Origin of the sequence: Nocardia sp. NBC_01499, assembly GCF_045040275.1 — a bacterium.
In the GTDB taxonomy this organism is placed as follows: domain Bacteria; phylum Actinomycetota; class Actinomycetes; order Mycobacteriales; family Mycobacteriaceae; genus Nocardia.
The window spans coordinates 2464368-2481335 of the sequence record NZ_CP109426.1 but is presented as its reverse complement, the minus strand read 5'-3'; the positions used below and the strand labels follow the sequence as shown (position 1 = coordinate 2481335).

15 protein-coding genes are annotated in these 16968 nt (G+C 65.4%); 14 read left to right on the top strand and 1 reads right to left on the bottom strand.

All coding sequences use genetic code 11. From position 1 onward, the window contains the following. Nucleotides 1-6: 6 nt before the first annotated feature. The 14 genes from OG203_RS11255 (at nucleotide 7) to OG203_RS11190 (ending at nucleotide 16045) form a co-directional block, all read left to right on the top strand. Complete coding sequence (locus OG203_RS11255; protein WP_405165610.1) at nucleotides 7-477, top strand: lytic transglycosylase domain-containing protein; 471 nt, start codon at nucleotides 7-9, stop codon at nucleotides 475-477. 74 nt (nucleotides 478-551) lie between these two features. Next, nucleotides 552-1913, top strand: a complete 1362-nt coding sequence (locus OG203_RS11250; protein WP_405165609.1) for a MinD/ParA family protein — start codon at nucleotides 552-554, stop codon at nucleotides 1911-1913. A gap of 154 nt (nucleotides 1914-2067) precedes the next feature. After that, nucleotides 2068-2406: a hypothetical protein gene (locus OG203_RS11245; protein ID WP_405165608.1), complete on the top strand. Its 339-nt coding sequence runs from the start codon at nucleotides 2068-2070 to the stop codon at nucleotides 2404-2406. A 200-nt stretch (nucleotides 2407-2606) separates the two neighbouring features. After that, the gene (locus OG203_RS11240; protein WP_405165607.1) at nucleotides 2607-3221 is read left to right on the top strand and encodes a hypothetical protein; all 615 of its coding nucleotides are present in this window, start codon (nucleotides 2607-2609) and stop codon (nucleotides 3219-3221) included. 15 nt (nucleotides 3222-3236) lie between these two features. Beyond that, nucleotides 3237-5363, top strand: coding sequence for a hypothetical protein (locus tag OG203_RS11235; RefSeq protein WP_405165606.1), 2127 nt, complete (start codon nucleotides 3237-3239; stop codon nucleotides 5361-5363). Further along, nucleotides 5360-6934, top strand: a complete 1575-nt coding sequence (locus tag OG203_RS11230) for a hypothetical protein (protein WP_405165605.1) — start codon at nucleotides 5360-5362, stop codon at nucleotides 6932-6934. Before OG203_RS11235 ends, OG203_RS11230 begins: the two co-directional genes overlap by 4 nt. 350 nt (nucleotides 6935-7284) lie before the next feature. Next, nucleotides 7285-8511 carry an ATP/GTP-binding protein gene (locus OG203_RS11225; RefSeq protein WP_405165604.1) on the top strand — a complete coding sequence of 409 codons (1227 nt, stop codon included), beginning with the start codon at nucleotides 7285-7287 and terminating at the stop codon, nucleotides 8509-8511. Nucleotides 8512-8983: 472 nt separating this feature from the next. Continuing rightward, complete coding sequence (locus OG203_RS11220) at nucleotides 8984-9982, top strand: type IV secretory system conjugative DNA transfer family protein (RefSeq protein ID WP_405165603.1); 999 nt, start codon at nucleotides 8984-8986, stop codon at nucleotides 9980-9982. Nucleotides 9983-10024: 42 nt separating this feature from the next. Next, a complete protein-coding gene (locus OG203_RS11215; protein WP_405165602.1) occupies nucleotides 10025-10372 on the top strand; it encodes a hypothetical protein in 348 nt (115 codons plus the stop codon). Beyond that, the gene (locus tag OG203_RS11210; RefSeq protein ID WP_405165601.1) at nucleotides 10369-10827 is read left to right on the top strand and encodes a hypothetical protein; all 459 of its coding nucleotides are present in this window, start codon (nucleotides 10369-10371) and stop codon (nucleotides 10825-10827) included. The genes OG203_RS11215 and OG203_RS11210 overlap by 4 nt, the downstream gene beginning before the upstream one ends. 105 nt (nucleotides 10828-10932) lie before the next feature. Continuing rightward, nucleotides 10933-12489 carry a hypothetical protein gene (locus OG203_RS11205; RefSeq protein ID WP_405165600.1) on the top strand — a complete coding sequence of 519 codons (1557 nt, stop codon included), beginning with the start codon at nucleotides 10933-10935 and terminating at the stop codon, nucleotides 12487-12489. Then, a complete protein-coding gene (locus OG203_RS11200; protein WP_405165599.1) occupies nucleotides 12377-13951 on the top strand; it encodes a hypothetical protein in 1575 nt (524 codons plus the stop codon). Before OG203_RS11205 ends, OG203_RS11200 begins: the two co-directional genes overlap by 113 nt. Nucleotides 13952-14441: 490 nt before the next feature. Next, entirely contained in the window at nucleotides 14442-14924 is a 483-nt protein-coding gene (locus tag OG203_RS11195) for an NUDIX domain-containing protein (protein WP_405165598.1), read from the top strand. A gap of 314 nt (nucleotides 14925-15238) precedes the next feature. Beyond that, nucleotides 15239-16045, top strand: coding sequence for an SDR family NAD(P)-dependent oxidoreductase (locus tag OG203_RS11190; protein ID WP_405165597.1), 807 nt, complete (start codon nucleotides 15239-15241; stop codon nucleotides 16043-16045). A 379-nt stretch (nucleotides 16046-16424) separates the two neighbouring features. Here OG203_RS11190 and OG203_RS11185 read toward each other — a convergent pair whose 3' ends face one another. Beyond that, entirely contained in the window at nucleotides 16425-16829 is a 405-nt protein-coding gene (locus tag OG203_RS11185; protein WP_405165596.1) for a hypothetical protein, read from the bottom strand. Between the last annotated feature and the right edge of the window lie 139 nt (nucleotides 16830-16968).

Here is a 16968-nt window from a genome sequence, read left to right as displayed (position 1 = left end):
CGGGAGGTGTCTGCACCGCTGGTGGCTGCGCAGCTGCGGCAGGAGTCGGGGTTCAATCAGTTCGCCGTTTCTCCGGCGGGTGCGCAGGGCCCGGCTCAATTCATGCCGCAGACCTGGGCTCGGCACGGTATCGACGGCGACGGTGACGGACGTGTCGATGTGTACTCGATCCCCGATGCGGTGATGTCGCAGGCAGCATTCGACTGCTCACTAGCCGGTATCGCCAAAGATGCTCTGGCGCAGGGGAAACTGCACGGTGATCTGACGGAGCTGTGGTTGAGCATGTACAACTGCGGCCTCGAGGGCACCCTCGCCCAGGGCGGGGTATGCCAGAACTCCGAAACCCAGGGCTATGTGAAAGCCATCCCACGCATGGCCTCCAAGTACGCCGCGGCAAACCGATCACCAGGCATCCAAGCCAGCGCGGGGGCAGCAGAGCACACGGTGAGCGTGGCCCGTGGGGGAGGCGATCTCTAGTGGCTGGACGTAGCAACGACGCGTCGCTGAATCGGCGATCACCCGTGGCCGATGACGACGTGAAGGAGGCGGATATGGATGAAACCGGTGCCCCCGGCGGGGAGATGGCCGCCGAGGCGGAATACACCGCCGAGCGCCCAGTGGACTTGCGGCGGCAACGACTTCGCCAGCCCGCACCTGCAGACGCCTACGACGAGAGCCTCGAGGAGTCGGGCGATGAAGATCTCGAAGGACCGCTGGAGTCGCCCAACGATCCCTACGGCGTTGGGGAAGCGAACCTTGTGGTGTCGGGGCCCTCGGCCCATGAGGTCGCGGCGGCGCGGGAGGTCCGGTTGTCGATGCTGCTGCGGCCCGCGCTAGGGGCAGAAACTGATCCCGCCCAGTGGGGGTGGCGCGGCAAGGCCAACACAGTCGGTTTGCGGCTCAAGCCTGCCCGGTCGAGTCCGGAGGTGGCGTGTCGGCGTGCGGTGGAACGGATTCGCCAACCCCTGCCCGGTACACCGGTGGTCGCGGTGGCCAACCCGAAGGGCGGATCCGGGGTGACACCGGTCACGGTGGTGTTATCGGCGTTGTTCGGGCGTTTCCGTGGCGGGCAGGTGGTGGCGTGGGACGCCAACGAATCCTGCGGCACCCTGGCCGCACGCGCGGCGACGTGCAGTGGGCCAGAGACGGTGTGGGATGTGTTGGCCCACGCGCGAGAGTTGTGTTCGGCCAACGGCGATGCCTCGGCGCTGGGGCGGATGTTGCAGCGCCAGCCGAGCTTGGATGAGGTGTTGGCCTCGGACCAAACCCCTGGCGGCAGTGTGAATGTCGGGCGCGAGGAATGCGCGGCGATCCTGGCGGTGCTGCGGCGGCACCGGTCGATGATCCTGATCGACACCGGCAACAACGAACGCGCACCGGCGTTCCGGTGGACGGTGGAGAACGCCACCCAACTCGTGGTACCGGTCGTGAACCGCCGCGACGTCATCGTGGCAGCACTGCGACTACTCGACGGTATCGCCGATGCCGGGCACGAAGCCTTGGCCGCCAACGCGGTGATCGTGCTCGCCGACCACGACACCCGGCAACGCGCGGAAGCCGCAGAAGCGTTGGCTGGTGCGGGGATTGGGCGTGTGCTGGGTGTGCCCTATGACCCGATGCTGGCCGGAGGCGAGCGGATTGTCGTGTCGAGACTGAGCCGCCCGGCGCTGCGGGCGTGGTCGCAGGTCGCGGCAGCGGTTGCTGACGCGGTCGCGGAAACCCTTGCCGCACAACAGGCACCGATAGAGACAGAGTTCATTCCGGACTCACATCGACTCAGCGAAAGCCACGACGCGCTGGCCCATCGCCGACTGCTGGCCTACGCACTACACGAAGGCCCGGGACCACTGACCGGCCGCTACCCGGTACCGACGTGGTCGGACTGCGCGGACAGCACAGCATTCGGCTGGTGAACCACATCGCCGGTGTTGAGCAGGGCGAGGTTCAACGTCCACGAAACAGCAAGAGCCCACGAGCCGTGTTCGGTCAGGAGGTGAAGCGATGATCAGCAGAGATGTTGTGCCACAACGACTAACGATCGGGTGTCGCAGTGCGTCAGTGGTGGCGATGAGCATCGTAGTGGTGGTGTTGGCCGGGGTGCCGGACGCTTCGGCGCAGGGGATCCAGAACCCCTTGGGTGGGGTGAGCCCGGACTTCGGATTGTTCGGTGGGGCCCTGGATGCCACGTGGAAACGGATTGTGGCGTTCGTGTGGGCGCTGGTCATCATCGGCGCTTCGGTGCGGGTGATCGTGGGCGCGTTCAAGGTCAAGCGAGCCAAGAGCCGCGGCTACGCCAACGACCTGTCCGAAGGTTCGGAAGAACTCCAAGACGCACTGATCTCGGTAGGACTTGTCGCAGCGGCCTCGCCACTGGTGGCGACCATCTTGTTCGTCGTCGGGGGATAAACCCGCCAACACGACCATCGCCCGATCACAGCGGGCCACGACTCGGTTAGTAGGTGAGGCACATGCGTTGGAATACACATAGATTCGCCGATCTCACACCAGAATCAGCAAGTGCTACACAACGATCCCGGTCGACGAAGACAACCAAGCCAGCTACTGGCCGCCGGAAGATCCCGTGCAAGGCACTGATCGGTGCGGGCGTGGCCGTGTCGCTGGGGGTGAGCGGGCTGGTGATCGTCGGCTCCTGCGACGGCGACCATGGTGGCGGGCACGGATCGGAGGTAAGTGTGCGGGTCGCGCACGGCCCGACTGGTGTGCGCGACGGTGTCCCGGTCGGATACGCCCGTGACCGTGAAGGCGCGGCGACCGCGGCGGTGAACACGGTGCAGGCATTGAACCAAGCCGGGCAGGGCCGGATCACGATGGACGCGGTGCAGGCCGCGCTGCTCGCGCGAGATCCGGGCCCGCACTTGCGGGACTCGATCCAGATCGGGCGTGATCGCGCGCCCGGCCCGGATGTGGTCAATCTCGTTCCGGCGGCGGTCAGTGTCGCGGCATTGGCACCGTCCTCGGCGCGAGTGGTGGTGTGGACGGTCGCGGTGTCACGCTCGGCGATCACCGAGGGCGCGCCGGTCTCGGTGGTGACCGCGTGGGCGACCCACACGGTGGAGTTGGTGTGGGAGCGCGGGGACTGGAAGGCCAAAGACACGACCGGCCGGGTCGGCCCTTCCCCGGACGAAGTCGTCGCGCCGGGCACCGAGTCGCCGCTGAGCCAGCCGCTGCAGTCGGGCTACTACACCGTCTACGTCAACTAACCGGGGGTGAGCGCGATGAACCGACACCAGGTGGCTACTGTGGTCGCGACTGTGTTGTGCGCGTTAGCTATCGGTACTGGCACCGGCGCAGCGACCGCGGCCGCCCAACCCGATACCCAGGCGTCAGCAACGAAGGCGTTGCCGCATGGATTCCCGCTCGATTTGCGGCAATTCGTGAGTGGTACCGACGAATTCCGCACCGCACCATGGTTTTCCGGAGTATGCGCGAACCGGGGCGGTGATATCGGCGGCTACATCAACGCGGTGATGGGCGTCGAGGACCGGTTGCTGTACTGGTCGGCCAGTGACGAACAGAAGAAGACGTTGCTGGGTGGCGCGAGCGCGAATCCGGACGTAGATCGCTGGATCCAGGAAGGGATCGAGCCACCGAAGGATCTTCTCCCCAAGGTGTTCCCGGCCGGGGATACCCGCTTCGGGTTGCCCTCACCGGTGTGTGCGGAGGATGTGAAGCGGTGGGCGAGCCCGGCGTGGAACGCGTGGGGCTTCGACTGGGCCAAGACCCCGGACCGGCAATCGATGCACGAGATCACCACAGCCACCGGCGAAGACTTCTCCGCCGTACCAGGCCAAGCGTGGACCGACCCGTGTAGCGTGCACCAGTCCTACTGTGTGCACGCCTTTTTCGCCGACTGCACCCACGCCGATCCGGCGAGTGGGGATCTGGTGCGGTGCCTGGACTGGAACCGCGCGGTAGGCAAGCTGTTCGTCGGGACCGCGCAATGGCGCGACCGCAACACCTCCTTCGCCGATCGTTTCGGCAAAGCGATGTTCGGGGCCGCGGGTCAATCCGCCGGAGCAGCGTTCACCCAAGCCTTCTCCTGGCTGTGGGACGCGACGGCGAAAGTGGTTCGGTTTGTTGATGATCCGCAGTCGGTGATCGATGACTGGGCCAACTCCTCCAAAGCCAGCGCCTCGGAGCTGAGTGCGAAGGTCCTGGACGGGTTGGCCGCGACCGGGCGCTTCGACCCTCACGCGGGGTGGTTTCTGCGCTGGTATGCCTTCAGCACCGGGATCGGGGTCATGGTGATGGGGTTGATGACGCTGATGGCGTTGTGGCGCGCGGCCTCGCGCGGCGAAACCGTGAAAACCATCGCCGGAGACCTGTTCGGGTACATGCCCGCCGGGATTTTGTTGATGCTGTTCGCGCCGATGCTCGCCGCGATGCTGGTGGAAGCGGCGAACCTGGCCTCAGAATCCATCGCGCGCATGGCGGGCCCGGACATGGGCGAGATGATCGACCACCTCAAACGGTTCACCGGAGAGCTGACCGCCACCGACCTCGCCGGTGGTGTGCTGGTGGGGTTGTTGCTGTTTCTGCTGTTGATCGTGTGTGCGTTGTCGGTGTTCGCGGGGTTGTTGATGCACCAGGTGGCGTTGCCGTGCCTGGCGGTGGCCGCGGGGATCGGATTCGGGATGTGGGTGCACCCGCAATGGCGCAAAAAGGCCCTACGGCCGGTGCTGGTTTTCGTGGCGATCGTCGCATCCAAACCCTTGCTGTTTCTGCTGTTGGCCACCCTGACCGGAGTCATCGACGCCGGACTCACCGACACCGCAGAACAACAACCACTCGGCACGTTGGGGCAGTTGTGTCTAGTGGTGGTCGCTTTTGGAGTGGCGGGTCTGGCTCCGTGGTCATTGCTGCGCTACGCACCGCTACTGCCGTCGCGCTCGGACGCGGCAGGGTTCGGCCAGTCACCCTCGCTGATGGCCGGCGCTGTTGGCGGCGCGGGTACGGCGATGTGGTGGAGCAGTCGAGGCGCCGCAGGTCGAGGTCGTGGTGGGCGCGAGAGTGCACCCGCTGACACCGGCGGGGGAGGCGGCAATAGTGACCCGGGGTGGCGCACCGCGGGCAGTAGCGACGGCCGGTCGGCGACCGAATCACGGTTCGGACAAACGCTTTCCCGCAACACCAGCGACTCGACTGGTTCGGGCGGGGGCCGCCGTGGTGCTGGTGACGTCGGCCGATCCGCGACCGGGGCGACTCGCCGGCTCGGCTCCGCGGCGTTGTCGGCGGGAATGGTTGCCGCGCCGATCGCCGCGCAGGCGGCCAGCGGAGCGCTGAGCAAAGCACGCTCGACCGCGGAAGCCGCACCCGGTGACGCCGAGTCGGAGTCATCATGAGTACCGAGGCGCGAACCTCGATTCTTGGTGGGGAGATCGCTCGCCGATCGTGGTTAGGTCTGTCGCGTCCGGTGCTGATCAGCTGGGCGGTGACCTTCGCGGTCGTGGTCGCGATCTATGTCCTCGGTGGTGGCCAGCCGTGGGTGATCGCCACCGCGATCATCACGCTGGTGTCGGTGTTCGCGGCCACGATGGAATGGCGCGACAAACCCTCCTGGGCTGCGCGCCGCTCGCACACCGCGCGCACGTGGTTGCGGCGCCGACGCGGTGAACACATCTATCGCCATCGCAACGACCCCCACCACGGTGACCCGGACCTGGATCCGGGCTGGGCATTCCCGCCACCCCTAGGCAGCACCGCCCCGCTGCCGGTCGCAGGAACCGGTTTGGATGAGATGTTCATCGTGCGCACCGCCAATCCCGGTGAACGCACCACCTATTCGGTGATCGTCGCAGTGGAAGGTGTCGCCGACGGCCTGCGTGGCGACAGCGCCTACGCCGCCTCCTCGGTCTCGTTCGGGACCTTCCTTGCCCAACTCGCACGCGGCGGTTCCCATATCCGGGGCATCCAACTGCTGCACCGCAGCGTCCCGCACGACATGACCCCACACACCCGATGGGCACACGCCCGGGTCGCCCAGCTGACCGACCCACGGCTGGGGCCCGCGGTCGAATCCTATGGCGCACTGATCGACCTGACCGCACCCCTGGCCGAAGAACACAGATCGTTTGTGGTGCTGCGTATTCCGCAAACCGAAGCCTTCATGGCCGAGACCGCACGGCTGGCCCGAACCAAACACGCCACCACCGCCGCCGCGATCGCGCAACTGGTCCGCGACGAAACCGAACGCGCCACAAGACTTCTCGCTATCGCAGGCATGGGACGCATCGACGTCCTCGGTGAACGCCGAGCATGCGCGATCATCCGTGCCTTCCTCGATCCCAGCTTCAAGATCGATCGCCATCGCGACGCCACCTGGACCAGCTGCTGGCCCACCTACATCGGCGGGACCGACAGCGTCGCTGTGGGCGCCGAGGGCCGGTGGCGCACCCGGGTCGGCTACATCCGGCCCCGTTCCATCGAACCGGTCGAGCTCGGACCGTTGTGGTTGGCACCGCTGCTGACCGGGGTAGAAGCCGATCCCGGTGACGACGAGACCGCGCCGATGCCCACCATCCGCACCATCAGCGTCCGCCTGGACTTCGTCCCCGCCCACCGAGCACGCGCCGCAGCACGCGGAGACCTCACCGCCGATCAAGCACGCAAAACCAAAGAAGCCAGACGCGGAAAACTCGACGACGGCTCGACCGAAGTCCTGACCAACGCCTCCAGCCGCCGCCGCCACGACCTGGTGCCCGGCTCCGGACACCACGGCGCCGTCTACGCCGCGACGATTGCGGTCACCGGACGCGACCCTGACGACCTGCAACGCGCCTGCATGCGCGTCGAAGAAGCCGCCAACGACTCGGCGATCGCCGGAATCGACTGGGCCAACGGCGATCACGACGTCGCGATGTTCACCACCGTGCCACTGGGACGCGGCCTGGCCGCCACCCCTTACACCCGATAGGGAGGCGAGCAACCATGCAACGGCACCGCAGCACCACCACTCACAACGATGGGCGCATTGAATCCCATTGGCAGCGGCCCAGTTTCGGCCGTTGGAAACATCTTCAGCACCGACGCCTCGCACGGCACGAAACAGAGGAAGGAAACGGACAACCCGAACCGGGTAATGAAGCGCAGCACGCGCTCGTGCGGCGCCCAGCACCGAAACGTCGACGTGGGCTGGATCGATACGGATGGTATGAGCCACGCTCGGAAGGCGCGTGGACCACCACCCGGCAAGCCGAGGCCTGGAACCTGGCCACCAGCCGACGCAGCTCCCGTCAGGATGGCGTGCTGGCCGGGCTGAACACCATGACCCAAGAATTGGAAATCGTTGACGCCTTCGCTGCCTACGGCAGCGAAACCAGCGGCATCAACGTCGTCGTCATCGGTGACATCGGGCGCGGCAAAAGCTCCTGGATCAAAACCGTCTGCGTCCTACGGCAATTGGTCGCCAACCGCCAAGTCGTCATCCTGGACAAGAAACCCCAAGCCGGCCTCGGCGAATACACCCCACTGGCACAAACACTCGGTGCAGAGAGCATCCGCTTCCGGGTCGGCGGCCACGGCGCGTGCCTGAACCTGCTCGACCCAGCCATCAGCGCCCGAGGCGACCATCGTGGCGGTATCGACGGCGTCGTCCCGGCCGGACAGGAAGCCCTGGTGATCGCGGTCCTCACCGACGCCATGGCGCGTGAGCTGGACGAGAAAGAAAAGGCCGCCGTCGGCGCCGCACTCTCGGCTGTCACCACCCAAGCTCGCCAGGCAGGCAGGGATCCAGTCATTCGCGACCTGGCGCTGCGGCTGCTGGACCCGAATCCCGCAGATGGCAACGGGTTCGGACCACGATGGTCGCAGCGAGCCCTGGAGTGGGGACTCGAGCCGGGGTTGGCGTTGCTGCGCCTGGCCGAGCGCGATCTACGCGGGCTGGTCGATTCACCCACCAGCCCCGCGGTGCGGACCGCGCTGGAGAGCCATCCGCTGGTGCATTTCGATCTCAGCGCGCTACCGACCGAAGGCCCGGCCCTGCGGGTGGTGATGACCGCCGCCAACACGTGGCTGGCCAATAAACTGGCGGCACGATCCTCGCGCTACCAGCAGACGATCCTGGTCGTGGAGGAAGGCTGGCACGTCGCCGCCGGATCGACCGGTGAAGTGTTCCGCGGCAACGTCAAACTCTCCCGCGGACTCGGTCTTTCGACCATCGCGGCATTCCATCACCCGGCTGATCAGCCTCCGGATTCTCCGGCGCGGGCGTTGATGAGTGAAGCGAGCATCGTGGTGCTGTTCGGGCAATCCCGTGCCGACGACGCGCTCGAGACTGTGCGCCTGTACCGGCTGCCCGCCGGTACCGAGGACACGTTGATGCGGTTGGGGCGCGGGCAGTGCCTGGTCAAGATCGGTACCCGGGATCCGTTCCTGCTCACCCACATCCGCTCACCCCAGGAGGTCCTGCTCACCGACACCGACGCGGCGATCACCGGACGACAAACACCCGATGACACCAACACCGGCATGGTCGAGGAGACAGCGTCATGACCGGGCGCCGACTACCGAATCCGGTTCGCGGCGAACCGGTCCTACCCGCCGGAGCTGTCCTGGCGGTCTATGCGGTGACCACGATCGTGGCCGGTGTGTTCGGCGGCGGCGCGGCCTCAGCCGCGCTCGCCGGGCATGGGATCGGGTTCGTCGCACCCGCGCAGATGATTCCGACACTGGGACTGCTGGTGCGCGGTCCTGGTGACCCCGCTGCGGCGTGGCCTGGCGACCCGGGACCGGGACCAGCTTGGTTGACCTGGATGTGCATCGTTGTGGTCGGCACGTTGTGGTGTGCGGTTGCGGTCATTGGCAGTGACGAGATCGATAGCCGATGCCGTCACCGCCACCGGCCCGGTCTGGCAACCAGGTCCGACCTGCGACGTGCCGGTCTGAACCGGGACGCCGCTCTCATTCGCGCCCGACACGAATTCCCCAGCCTAGTCCGGCGATCAGGGCTTAGGAGGTGGCGGCGATGAGGCATCGGTACTGGTCGTGCACTCGCTTCGCTGATCCGTCGCGGGCAGCGGTCGACCTCGGTGTCCTGGCCGAGCGACACAGCGAGCATGTCTATCTCCAGCACCGCGATGGCGTGATCGTGCATGGGCCTACGGGGGCGGGCAAGACCTGGCGGGTGGCCTACCAACGCGTCTGTGACGCACCAGGATTCGCCCTGGTCACCACGACCAAAGCCGACCTCGTCGCCGCGACTATCACCCACCGTGCTCAACTGGGTCGGGTGGCGGTGTTCGATCCGGAAGGGTTGACTGGCTGGCCCGCCGGGTTGCGCTGGTCGTTCCTGGCAGGGTGCACCGATCCCGACACCGCGATCCGGCGCGCGGACGCCGCAGCGCGTGCGATGCCCCTGGAGGGCACCCGCAACGGCGCCTACTTCGAGCAGAAAGCCGCCACGGTTCTGCGCTGTTGCCTGCATGCCGCGGCGACGGCGAACTACTCGATCCGCGACGTCCGGGTATGGATCTCGGCGCGCACCAACCGAACCCCCGTCGACATCCTGGCCCAGACCCTGCCCGACTGGGCCAGCGAACTCGACCAAATCCTCGCCTCGGGCAGCGAATCCACCGACGACGTCCTCGCCGCCGCCTCACGGCTGCTCGAACCCCTGGCATCGCCGAAACTACTGGCCGCCATCGACGTTGATCTGTCGGAGTCCTTCGATGTGGAACGGTTCGTGCTCTCCGGTGCGAACACCCTGTATCTGGTGTCGCGGGGCAGCACCCGATCCATGGCACCGTTCGTTGCCGCGCTAGCCGCCGAAGTCCATCACGTCGCCGACCGCGCCTCCCAACGGATGCCAGGCAAACGCCTGGATCCACCCGTCCGGCTGGTTTTGGATGAAACCAACAACGTCGCTCCGATCCCGGATCTGCCTCAGATCATGACCGACTCGGGCGGTAAAGGGATCTGTGTGTGGGCCTTCGCCCACAACCAGGATCAGAACGAATTGCGGTGAGGGAGCGAAGGTGGACGCGTCCTAGCTCAGTCCGCGCCGGCGATGCTGATCCTGCCCGGCCTTCGTGGCACCGAGGAACTGGCCGCGATCTCACGGCTGATCGGGGAACGCCGCGGTTGGGAAGCCAGTCTGCACCAAGGCGGACGCACCTACCAACTCCACGACGACACCGTGCTGCGCGCCGATGAAATCCGTGAACTGCCCAGCGACCACGGGCTACTGCTCTACCGCAACGCCCCCGCCTGCCTGCTACGGCTGCCCAGCGTGTGGGAGGTCCCACGCTGGCGCCACGAAGCCCTGTCTTCGACGGCGCTGTTCGACGAAATCGTTGCCAGCGGAACAGTTCCCGAACATCTGCGCCCAACCAGTGAACACGGAGGCTCGCGATGAACATACCGGCCGCCTCGGATGCGGAACCTTCAGTGCCGCAGTATTATCCGTGCCGCTACAGCTGGCGCCACCTGGACCGGGACGAAGCCGCAGCGTTGTGGGAGGAGCTGATCGACTGGGTCGGCTGGCTGCGACAGATCTACCAGCTAGGCTCACGCATCCCCTCCTGCTGGTTCCAGCACGATGGGGTCCGCGAGGAACTGACCGCCCTGATGGCTGCACACACCGCCGCCTATTGGTGCGAGCAGGAAACCGCCGAGCTGCCCCGCGAAGACATGACCGCCTGGCATACCCAATGGTTATGGCCGACCGTCGAACGCCTCACCAAAATCTCGGACTTCTCCGGATGTCAACCCCGCCACTGTCGCTACGTCCGGCAGCCACAACCCACACAGGCCGGTCTCACGGAATACATCGCCACCGACCTCGACCAACGCAACGACGGCACACAGTGACCAGCGGTGACGGCCACCGGCCTCGAGCCCACTGAGATAGATCGATATGAGCAACGAAAGGAGCTGGTACGCAACTAATTTCGTGACCGAGAAGGAGGCGATTTCATGGACGATAAGGAGGCCCGGAACTCGGGACGACCCGAGTTCAGCGAATCGGGGATGCGGTGGGCGTACGAGGATTTCTACCGACTCCGTCAAGACGCCATCACCACCGAGTCCGCTACCGAATACCTAGCGCTCAATAATGAAGCGGCCCAACTGGAACGGGCTTGGCTGACGGGCCCACCCCAATGGGCCTTACGGTGGCGCTCCCTCGACGCCGCGGTCGAGGGATGGGCCAACGACCCAGACTTGGCCCGTCGGATCCACGATGAAGCCGTCCTCGGCTCCGTGGACTACCCGCCCAATCTGAACAAGATCGAACGCGACAGCCTGCATCAAGCCGCATGGCTGGTCCGGCGCAGCACTCTGGCCGAACCCACCGAGACCAGCGCGCTGGCCTACATCGCCACCTACACCCACACCGCAAGCGCCACCGGTGATCTCGGCGTGCACACCAGCTGGTGGAAAACCCGGGAATGGGTGCGCGAGCGCGCGGTAGCCGACGGCGAGGCCGCGGTGGATTTGACCATCGCCGCCCATGACGTCCTCAGCGGACGACGACGCCTGCTGAGCACTGCCACGGCGATTCCCGCGGCTGATTTGGTCACTGAGCTCGACCGCCTGACCACGGTGCTCGGCGGTGCCCGCGAACCCGACGGAAAACCCTTCGTCGACGACCTGCACTACGAGGTCCTCTGCGATGACTACCAGGCCGCGATGGTCGCGGCCAGCCATCCCGACGCCGCGGTCCTGCGCATCGAGCACAAACTGTTGGCCGATGACCTGCGCGACCAGACCCTCGACTTCGCGGCCAGTATCGGTAGACAAGACGCCGTCGCGCAACTGGCCGGCATCGACCGCACCGCACGCCAGGACGGAGCCGACGTCGCTGCGCCGGGCTCGAGCTGGCTCGATCAGATCACCGACCACGCCGAACGCACTCGCGAACAGGTGCGCGGGCAGGGCATCGAGGTCCACTACCCCCACGCCCACGACCCCACCCTGATCGTTCGCGTCGGTCGCAGCCCCGTGCACCAGCTCGACCCCTGGTACAGCGAACAGCTCCGGCTGACACAACTCGGCGGTGAACACACCGGCGAGATACACCCGATCGGGCGATACAGCTCGTGTGAAGAACTGCTCACCGCGCTGGAAAACCACACCACCACAACAAGTCCCGGCCGTGACGCACACCCCGGCGCGGTGCCTGCCGAGGTCGTGGCACGGCTCCGCGAATACGACCGGCAACTGCGCGAACTCGACACCAACCTGGCTACCAGCACCAGCATCCGGACCGCGATCCGATCCGGACAACCGATCGGGTGGACGCGATCGGGACAACACTCGAACACAACAGGATCCGGCTCTCCAGGCGAGCGAGACCCGGCCCAAGGACTCACTGTGCCGGTCACCACTGACAGTCAGCGCTACCGCGAAGGTACCGACAATGCGCGAACACCACCATCGGGGACTGACCCAACCCGTGATGCCGGAAGGCGGCGCCGCGAGCGAATGGCACGCCAACCCAAACGAACTCGGCCTCACCGCCGCCACCCATGACCCAGTGTCGAGGAGGTCTCCTATGGCGCAACCACACCACGACAACACCGCCGGACCGGCCTCCGCCGCGGGCGCGGGCGAAGCAATCCAAACGATCCGAGCCCTGGTCGAGGCCCGCGACATTCGCACAGCCAAACAACAACTCCGGCGAACCCAAACCCACCTCGACGACCCCACCTGGGCCATGATCGGCGAAATCGCCAACACCCTGCGCTACAAAACCCACGACGTCGCGATAACCAAACTCCGCAAACTCTGGCGAGACAACGAACAACACCGCGCACTTATCGAGGCATGCGTACCGAAAACCGATCAACACCAATACATCCCCGACACCCGACCCGCCGCGACAAGGCGAACTGACCCGGCGTGGCGTCGACCTGGACTCGTCGCGCGTCGAGTCGAGGAGACCAAGCGCACCGACCCGCGTCAACGCACCGGAAGCGGGGGCGCTAGCCGCGTGGATGCCTACGAAGACCAACTCACTACCGAAGAACGCCGAGAGCCAGGCACACCCCGCCCCGAACTGATCGTTGATCGCCGCGACTACGACCGCGACGCCGCCGCCAAGGTCACCGATCCCTTGTGCGTGTCATGCCGACTCGAACGCGCCTGCATCGACCGCTGGACCGGCCAAATCACCACCGGCCACGGCGACGACGGCCTGTGCGGAACCTGCCGCGAAGAAGGACGGCCAGGCATCCCCGAACTCCCGCTCGAACACACTCGAAGCCAAGCGATCCAAGTCCGCCTCGACACCATCGCCGCGAACTTCGACAGCCATTCCCCGGAGCTATTCCGTCAGGAGTGGCGCTACGGCGACCGCCTGACCAAGGCAGTCACCGAAGATTGGGTCAGACAACACAACCGGCGAGTAGTCGCAAGGGCGACCCCCACCAAATCAGTCGACCTCAACGGCGAATGCGGCGGATGCCGCGAGTGGAGACAACTGCGTGACGAGCTGTGTGTGGATTGCCACGAAGGCTTGAACGGCGAGGTAGTCATCGCCGGGACACTGGAGCCGCTCACCATCAAAGGACCATTAGCCAGGATCGTCAATGACGACGCCACGCTCCAGACGCCGACGCACCCGCCAGCAGATACTGCTGCAGCAAACAATGCTTGGGACCGAACGGTATTCATGCAGCGACTAAAAACCGGGCCAACAAGCGAGGACTCAATGACCGCGTCGCCTCAAGACCACTCCAAAACCGTGGCAATCGGCGATGACCAGCTACATGAGCCAACTGCACCGCGGACGAAGAGCGCGGACCAGACTCGCACGCGCTTCAACACGTCGACGCCGAACCTGAAGCAACGCAACCAGAAACCCGCCATGGCAACGTCAAACGACCCCAAGACCGCCATATCCGAGCCCGCGAAGGACCCAGCTGTCCGTCGACGGCAGCAACTTCGCAAGCGAGCGACAGTAGCCACAGCGAGTCATAGAAGACGGATCTGACTTAGTAGGGATGAGGAATCGTTGTCCGTAGCGGGTGCGCACTGTTGTGGGTTGCCGCGGTCGCTGCTGCAGACCGGTGTCGAGCCATTTCCGCAGAAGGATCTGTTTGACAGCGATTCCAGGACCGTATCGAACCCACCAGCGGGCCGCGACGAGCAGCACAGGCCACGGTGGCGGCCTCAACACGGTCCTTTGCCACAGTGGGAGGGTCGAGAGGGTGCACCGCTGTGACGATATCGATGCCCCAGGGGAGCCGTCGAGCAATTTCCGCACGAGTCAGTTCTCGACGCGCGACTGCTCACCGATCGAAGTTCGCCGTACCTCAACAAGTCGAGTATCCGGAAATCAGCGTAAGACGTTCTGCATCCCACCTATCCATGTTGAGTTCAGTCAGAGCGAGTGAGTGGTAATGGCAGCCGCATATCGTGCTGACCGGACCGGCCAGCACGAGCCCGGCCGCGGCGCGCGGAAGTGGATAGTGTTGTGTCCCATGGAGTCCGAACGAGCTGAACACATTGCCAGGCTGCCTCGTAAGCGGATGGGGGCGGGGGCACTATTCGTCGATGAGCTGTGCCGCGTGTTGCTAGTTGAACCGACGTACAAGGACTATTGGGAACTGCCCGGTGGCGTTGTGGAGGGCGGCGAGTCGCCGGGCACCGCCGCTGTCAGGGAGGTCCGGGAAGAGCTGGGTATCGGCGTGCCTCTCGGACGGCTGTTGGTGGTCGACTGGGTCCCGCCGGGTCTCTATCCCGATGATGGCCTGATGCTGATCTTCGACGGCGGAGAACTGGATATTGCGCAGACGTCGGCGATCGTCCTTCAGGCCGAGGAGCTTCGAAGTTGGGCTTGGTGTGATGAGACCGAGGCTGCCGAGCGGCTGCCGGATGCGATGGCTCGACGAGTGGCGGCAGCGGTGCAAGCTCGCACCGAGGGCAGGACTGTCTATCTGGAGGACGGGCTCGCGATGGTATGACGCCAGCGCACTACGTCGAGCCGCCGCCGAACGCACTCATCTGCCGCGTTCCGGGCGTTCGAGCAGGCCATAGCTGTTGACCGGCAGTCGATCTCGCGAATGTCTGCCTCTGCCGACGAGCGGATGTTGACGCTGGCAGATTCTGTCCTCCTATAAGGAGATGTACTCGACGGCCGGAGAAAAGCTCGACCGTTACTCCATAAACGGACCCCTGACAGTCACGCGGATTCACATTCACACCGAGTGCCTATCCAACCAACGCAACGGCTGTAATCCGCCAGCGCCGGGGCTGCCCGGGCGGAAGGCTGTGGTGCATGGATCTGGGTTTGCACGACATGGTCGCGGTGGTGACGGGCGCGTCGAAGGGCATCGGGCTCGCCACCGCTCGGACGCTGAATGCCGAAGGCGCACTGGTGGTTGCCGCATCAAGACGCTCCACCCCGGAACTCGACGCACTGGCGGGCGAGCGATTGGTCCATGTCGCCGTTGATCTCGCGACACCAGAGGGCCCGGCTCAGGCGATCGCGAAGGCGAAGGACGCCTTCGGTGGGCTCGACATCCTCGTCAACAACGCAGGCGGACCGCCGCCCGGCGCGGTCCTGCCGCGCTTCTCGTTCACCGCACTCACCGACGCGGACTGGGCCGCGATGCTGGATTTCAACCTCATGTCTGCGGTCCGGGCGGTTCGCGCGGCGATACCGTTACTACTCGCGCGTGGCGCAGGCTCCATCGTCAACATCACCTCGACCCATGCCCTCGTGCCCAGCGGTGTCAACGTCGACTACGGGGCGGCGAAAGCAGCGGTCGGCAACCTGACCCAGGCATTGTCAGAAGAGTTCGGCCCGCAAGGCATTCGGGTCAACACGGTCGTTCCGGGGCCGGTGCGCACACCGTGGTGGACCGATGAGGGCGGGGCAGCCGACATCTTGGCCGCAGCCACCGGCACCGACCGCGATACGATCTTGAACCAGAAGGCCGCCGAGATGATGCGATTGACCACCGGGCGACTCATCGACCCACAGGAAGTCGCCGACGCCATCGTGTTGCTGTCCTCGCCACGCTCGGCAAGCGTCACGGGCTCAGCGGTTCTCGTCGATGCGGGCCTGAGCAAATCCGTCTGACTCTCACCTGGTCGTCTTGGCGATTCCGTCTGGCCGGGCCGGTGTTCAACAACGATTGATTTATCGACACAGCCTTTACGCTCGGACCCCCTAATCGACCCTGCCCCTCTGCGAGTGCCGGAAAAACGCTTTGAGAGGTACGGCGGTTCAGCGCCGTGACCACACTCAAACGAACGTCCGGTCTATGCCGCGGGGCGGGCGTTCTGCGCGGGGAGATCGACTGCGGCGCAGAACGTCCGATATTGCCGATTACCGTGCACTTTTACCCCTCACTCCGCCGCCTCGGGGACAAGCAGCCAGATGTTGCCCGACCAGATGTTGCCCGACCAGGTGCAGCCTGGCGTTCAGTGGTCGTCGTTCAACGCAACTACTCGTGCGATCAGTGCTGCTGGGCCGTGATGTTAAACATCCAGCTGATCCCGAACTGGTCCACGAGCGAGCCCGCCTCGTCGCCCCACACCTGCTCTTCGAGGGGCAGCGTCACGGTGCCGCCGACCGAAAGCTTCTCGAAATAGCCACGGAGTTCGTCGTCGTCGCCACCGACGAAGACCGCAACGTTGTTGTTACCTGGCTGATAGGGCGGGTGGCCGGGCCGGTCGTCGGGGAAGTCCCATCCGATCAGCGTGTAGCCGGCCTGCGTGTCGAGCCGGGCGTGCGTGACGTTGTCAGCGTTGGCGCTTCGGGTGAGCCGAAGTCCGCGACCGTCGCGACCGCCAACTCGCCGCCGAAGACCTCCCGATAGAACTCCAGCGCTTGCCGCGCATTGCCGTTGAACACGATGCACGGATTGACTCCAGAACTCACTTGACACTCCTTCATGACGCGACCGATCGGGCCGTCCGACGGTCGCCAAGTCAGCCTTTCAAATAAATCACGACACCTCCTGCCGTGATTATTTGTAGAACATGGAGAGAGTAATTGTC

Excerpts from the sequence above, each read along its gene's own strand:
- OG203_RS11250 (WP_405165609.1), top strand. The coding sequence starts at position 552 with ATGGATGAAACCGGTGCCCCCGGCGGGGAGATGGCCGCCGAGGCGGAA.
- OG203_RS11245 (WP_405165608.1), top strand. The coding sequence starts at position 2,068 with ATGAGCATCGTAGTGGTGGTGTTGGCCGGGGTGCCGGACGCTTCGGCG.
- OG203_RS11235 (WP_405165606.1), top strand. The coding sequence starts at position 3,237 with ATGAACCGACACCAGGTGGCTACTGTGGTCGCGACTGTGTTGTGCGCG.
- OG203_RS11230 (WP_405165605.1), top strand. The coding sequence starts at position 5,360 with ATGAGTACCGAGGCGCGAACCTCGATTCTTGGTGGGGAGATCGCTCGC.
- OG203_RS11225 (WP_405165604.1), top strand. The coding sequence starts at position 7,285 with ATGACCCAAGAATTGGAAATCGTTGACGCCTTCGCTGCCTACGGCAGC.
- OG203_RS11220 (WP_405165603.1), top strand. The coding sequence starts at position 8,984 with ATGAGGCATCGGTACTGGTCGTGCACTCGCTTCGCTGATCCGTCGCGG.
- OG203_RS11215 (WP_405165602.1), top strand. The coding sequence starts at position 10,025 with ATGCTGATCCTGCCCGGCCTTCGTGGCACCGAGGAACTGGCCGCGATC.
- OG203_RS11210 (WP_405165601.1), top strand. The coding sequence starts at position 10,369 with ATGAACATACCGGCCGCCTCGGATGCGGAACCTTCAGTGCCGCAGTAT.
- OG203_RS11205 (WP_405165600.1), top strand. The coding sequence starts at position 10,933 with ATGGACGATAAGGAGGCCCGGAACTCGGGACGACCCGAGTTCAGCGAA.
- OG203_RS11200 (WP_405165599.1), top strand. The coding sequence starts at position 12,377 with ATGCGCGAACACCACCATCGGGGACTGACCCAACCCGTGATGCCGGAA.
- OG203_RS11195 (WP_405165598.1), top strand. The coding sequence starts at position 14,442 with ATGGAGTCCGAACGAGCTGAACACATTGCCAGGCTGCCTCGTAAGCGG.
- OG203_RS11190 (WP_405165597.1), top strand. The coding sequence starts at position 15,239 with ATGGATCTGGGTTTGCACGACATGGTCGCGGTGGTGACGGGCGCGTCG.